General features: G+C 73.2%; 4 protein-coding genes and 1 pseudogene. 4 read left to right on the top strand and 1 reads right to left on the bottom strand.

Annotated features, from left to right (window positions below; genetic code table 11):
- From BFF77_RS32270 to BFF77_RS32260, 3 genes and pseudogenes are all read left to right on the top strand, one after another.
- Positions 1 to 415 (top strand): annotated as a pseudogene (locus tag BFF77_RS32270) (potassium transporter TrkA); the annotation flags it as partial.
- 69 nt (positions 416 to 484) lie between these two features.
- Positions 485 to 685 (top strand): hypothetical protein, encoded by a 201-nt coding sequence (locus BFF77_RS32265; protein WP_066957119.1) that lies wholly within the window; start codon positions 485 to 487, stop codon positions 683 to 685.
- Between the two features lie 262 nt (positions 686 to 947).
- Positions 948 to 1,985 (top strand): phosphatidylinositol-specific phospholipase C domain-containing protein, encoded by a 1,038-nt coding sequence (locus BFF77_RS32260; protein WP_066957116.1) that lies wholly within the window; start codon positions 948 to 950, stop codon positions 1,983 to 1,985.
- 76 nt (positions 1,986 to 2,061) lie between these two features.
- On the opposite strand, the gene BFF77_RS32255 is transcribed toward BFF77_RS32260, so the two are convergent.
- Complete coding sequence (locus BFF77_RS32255) at positions 2,062 to 3,639, bottom strand: ATP-dependent DNA ligase (protein ID WP_066957113.1); 1,578 nt, start codon at positions 3,637 to 3,639, stop codon at positions 2,062 to 2,064.
- A gap of 157 nt (positions 3,640 to 3,796) precedes the next feature.
- Here BFF77_RS32255 and BFF77_RS32250 point away from each other — a divergent pair.
- Positions 3,797 to 4,466: oxygenase MpaB family protein (locus tag BFF77_RS32250; RefSeq protein ID WP_141698619.1), on the top strand; the 670-nt coding region annotated here is incomplete at its 3' end.

The raw sequence follows: 4,466 nt of genomic DNA, 5'->3' as shown, positions 1-4,466 counted from the left end.
CCCGGGCGCCCTCACCCGTAGCCGCAGCGTCTCCACCCTGGCGGCCCCCGCCTTCGCCATCGCCATGATGGGACGTCAGATCCTCGGCGCCATCCCGGTGGAGCGCAAGGTGCTGCTGGTCGCGGCGATCGACGTGGCGGGCCATCCGCGGCTCGAAGGACGTACGGTCGAGGAGGTGTTCCGGCCCGGCGCGTGGCGGATCATCGCCCTGGACACCGCGGAGCCGGGAGACCGGGTGCCCGACCTGGCGGACACCCGTCTCGACCGGGCGGGACACCGGCCGCAGGGGCTCGTCTGGGATCTGCACCCCGGCTATGTGCTGCACCCGCGGGACCGCGTCGTCCTGGCGGCCACCCGGCGCGGCCTCGCGGAACTGCTCGGCCGCCGCCCCGCCGGCCGACCCGGGCGGGTCTGACCCTGGCCGGGGATGCGGCCCGGGCGGGCGGGCACGAGAATGGCCACACCGGACGAACGAGGAGGCGGCATGAACGCGGAGTCCGCTGCGCAGCCGGAGGAGCACGAGGGCATCACCCCGGACCGGCTGCTGCACACCGCCGGTGCCGAGGTGACGGCGGAAGACCTGGCCCTGGCCTCGGGCCGCGATCTCACCCCGGAGAACATCGAGTGGGCCAGGCGCCGGCTGGCCGAGCGTGGCCGCGCGGCCGTCGAGGAGCAGCTCCCGTAGTCGCCCGGTCGCCGTCCGCGGTCGCGGACCGCCGTCGCCGTAGCCCCTGAAGAAGGCCGCCGCACGCCGCACGCCGTCCCCGGCCCCGTCCAGGCGCGCCCCCGCCGCACAGCCGCGGCGGGGGCGCGCCGGTGTCCGCCCCGCTCGGCCCCTCGTGGCCTGCGCAACCGTAAACTCGCGTCCTCCCCCTGGTCACTGAACGCACCTACGCTCCCTCTCGGTTGACATGCCCAAGACATGCTCAGCGGGAGGAACAAGGGATATGGCAAAGCTCTTTCGTACCGCGGTCGCGGCCGGCGCCGTGGCCGTGCTCGCTTTCGTCACCACCCCGGCCCACGCCGCCGACCCCGGTCAGCTTCCGTACCCCTCCACCACCGGGGTCGGGGTCCACAACTCCTACGAGAAGGCCACCTTCCCCTATTTCGCGGACGCCCTGGACTCCGGCGCCGGAATGCTCGAACTCGACCTGTGGACCAATGTGTTCGGCGCCTCCTGGCGTGTCTCGCACAGCAACCCGCTGGGCAACGACAACAACTGTGTGAACGCCACGAACGCCGGCGAGCTGCGCAACAAGGCGCAGAACCGCGATCTGGCCGGCTGCCTGTCCGACATCAAGGTCTGGCACGACGCCAACCCGGGCCACCGGCCCATCGTCCTCAAGCTCGAACTGAAGGACGGCTTCCAGGGCAACGCGGGCCGCGGCCCCGCCGCCCTCGACGCCCTGCTCACCAGCAAGCTCGGTGACGCGCTCTACCGTCCCGCCGACCTGGTGGGCGGTCACGGCAACCTCGACCAGGCGGCCCAGGCCGGTGCCTGGCCCACGCGCGCGCAGCTGGCCGGCAAGTTCGTCGTCGAGCTGATCCCCGGCACGGTCGAGGAGCAGAATCCCTTCGACACCCTGTGGACCGACCGCGAGTACGCCACCCATCTGCGTGACCTCAAGGCGGCGGGACGCCTGCGCGAGGCGGCGGCCTTCCCCGCCGTCCACAACGCCGCGTCCGGCGATCCGCGCACCCGGTACACGGACGCCTCGATCCGGCCCTGGTTCGTCTTCTTCGACGGGGACGCCTCCGCCTTCAGCGGTCTCGACACCTCCTGGTACGCGCAGCGGAACTACTTCCTGCTGATGACGGACGCGCACAACGTGGCGCCCGCCATCGACGGCACCAACCCCACCGAGCAGCAGGCCCGCGACCGGCTGGCCCTGCTGGCGCAGCGCAACGCGAGTCTGATCTCGGCCGACTGGCACGGGCTGAAGCCGGTGCTCTCCTCCGTCGTGGCGCGCGGCGCGGCCCAGTAGTCCCCCGGTCTCCTCCGGTCCCTCTCCCACCGACCTCCACCGCACGACCCGTCCCCATGTCCCACGGCCGGGGCGCTCAGCCCCGCTCAAGCTGTTCGGCGTCCCGGCCGTGGGCCGCCAGCACCGTCGCCACGGTGTCCGCCTCCCGCGCCGCCTTGTCCTCCCGGTAGCGGACCACCCGGGCGAAGCGCAGCGTCACCCCCGCCGGATAGCGCGACGACCGCTGGAGCCCGTCGTACGCGATCTCGACCACCAGCTCCGGACGTACGGTCACGGTGAAGCCGTCGTCCCGTACCGCCAGCTCCCCGAGGCGCTCGGTCTGCCACTCCAGCATCGCGTCCGTCAGTCCCTTGAAGGTCTTGCCGAGCATCGCGAACGAGCCGTCCTCGCGCCGCGCGCCGAGATGCAGATTGGAGAGTCTGCCGGTGCGCCGGCCGTGTCCCCACTCGGCGGCCAGCACCACCAGATCCAGGGTGTGCACCGGTTTCACCTTCAGCCAGCCCGCGCCCCTGCGCCCCGCGGTGTACGGGGTGTCGAGCGCCTTGACCACCACGCCCTCGTGTCCCCTGGCCAGGGTCTCCCGCAGGAACTCCTCGCCGGACGCGGCGCCGGTCCCCTCGCCGGGCGTGTCACCGGACGGCGAGGGAACGACGATCCGCCGTACCCGCATCGGTTCGGGCACCAGCCGCGCCAGCGCCGCGTACCGCTCCGCGCCCGGCAGATCGAGCAGATCGTCACCGTTCACCGCGAGGATGTCGAAGAAGACCGGGGAGAGCGGCACCGAAGCCGCCGCGGACCGTACATCGGTACGGGAGCCCACCCGCCCCGCGATCTCCTGGAACGGCCGCGGCCTGCCGTTCTCGTCCAGCGCGATGACCTCGCCGTCCAGGACGAAACGGTCGCCGTCGAGCGCGAGCGCCGCCTCCGTCACCTCGGGCAGCCGGTCCGTGATGTCGTCGAGTGTGCGGGTGAAGATCCGTACCGTCGCTCCCTCCCGGTGCACCTGCACCCGGATGCCGTCCAGCTTCTCCTCGACAGCGCAGGCGCCGAGCCGGCGGACCGCCTCCGTGACGCTTCCGGCGCTCTGCGCGAGCATCGGCAGGACGGGCCGGCCCACGGTCAGCAGGAACTCCTCCAGCACCCGCGGCCCTTCGGCCAGCAGCCGCTGCGCCACCTGTTGCAGCGAACCCGCCAGCATCACCGCCCGCCGCACCACCGGGGCCCCGGCGCCCGAGGTCTCCGCGAGCGCCTCGACCGCGACGGCGTCCAGTGCTCCCTGCCGCAGCTCACCGGAGATCAGCCCGACGAGGAAGCGCTGCTCTTCCTCCGTGGCCGCCGCCAGCAGCCCCTGGACCAGCCGCCGCCGCTCGCCCTGTGCGCCGGGGCCGGCGACCGCGGCGAGCGCGGTGAAGGTGTCATCGACCTCATGCACGGTCAGGGTGGCCCGGTCCGCGGGCGGCGGCGGGTCCTTGAGGGCGTTCCAGCCGACGCCGATACGGCCCTGGGGCAGCCGCCCGGCCAGATACGGAATGACCACGGGCACGTCCTCGGGCCCCGCCGTACGGAACACTCCGGCCAGCAGGGAGATCTTCCGGGACCGCGCCGAGGTCTGCGCGACCTCCCGGGAGACACGGGCGAGCGGTGCCAGCATCATGCAGCCATCGTGCTACGCCGGACGCGTGTGCGCGCGCCCGGTGCGGGCGGCGGTCCGGTGGGCGCGAAGGCCGCCTCACACAAGGGAGCTAGCCTGGCTCCCTGACTCCGCCCGGTGACGGGACGGCCGGGGCGAGGACACGGCGGGGAGGACGGACATGGGCGCGACGGATCCCCTCGGCGAGCGGCACGCCAGGGACGGACGGGATGCCAGGGACGGACAGGACGCCAGCGACGGACGGGACGTCCGAGGCGGCGGTGGGGCCGGTGAGCGATCGGGCGAGCGGGCCGCCGATCCCGGGCTCTTCGGGCCCGGCTCCCTCACCTGGCAGCTCCACAGCGACCCGATGATGTGGATCGCCGGAATCCGCGCCCTCTATCTCCAGGCGCTCCACCCGCGCGCCGTCCGCGGCGTCATCCAGAACAGCGACTTCAGAAAGGACGCCTGGGGCCGGCTGCGGCGTACGGCCCACTTCGTGGGCACCATCAGCTACGGCACCACCGAGGCCGCCGAGCGGGCGGGCGCCCGGGTCCGCCGCATCCACCGGCACCTCACGGCCACCGATCCCGTCACGGGGGAGCGGTACGGCGTCGACGAACCGGCGCTCCTGCTCTGGGTGCACTGCGCCGAGACCGACTCGTACCTCCATGTCCTGCGCCGCTCCGGCATCGCCCTCAGCGACGCGCAGGCCGACCGCTATGTGGCCGAACACCGGGTGGGTGCCCGGCTGGTCGGTCTCGACCCGGATCAGGTGCCCGGCTCCACCGCCGAGCTGGCCGACTACTTCGCCACGGTCCTGCCCGAGCTGGAGTGCGGTCCCGAGGCGC

Origin of the sequence: Streptomyces lushanensis, assembly GCF_001700515.1 — a bacterium.
GTDB classification, from domain to species: domain Bacteria; phylum Actinomycetota; class Actinomycetes; order Streptomycetales; family Streptomycetaceae; genus Streptomyces; species Streptomyces lushanensis.
Note: the sequence above shows the minus strand (reverse complement) of the source record. Positions and strands in the feature narration are given on the sequence as shown.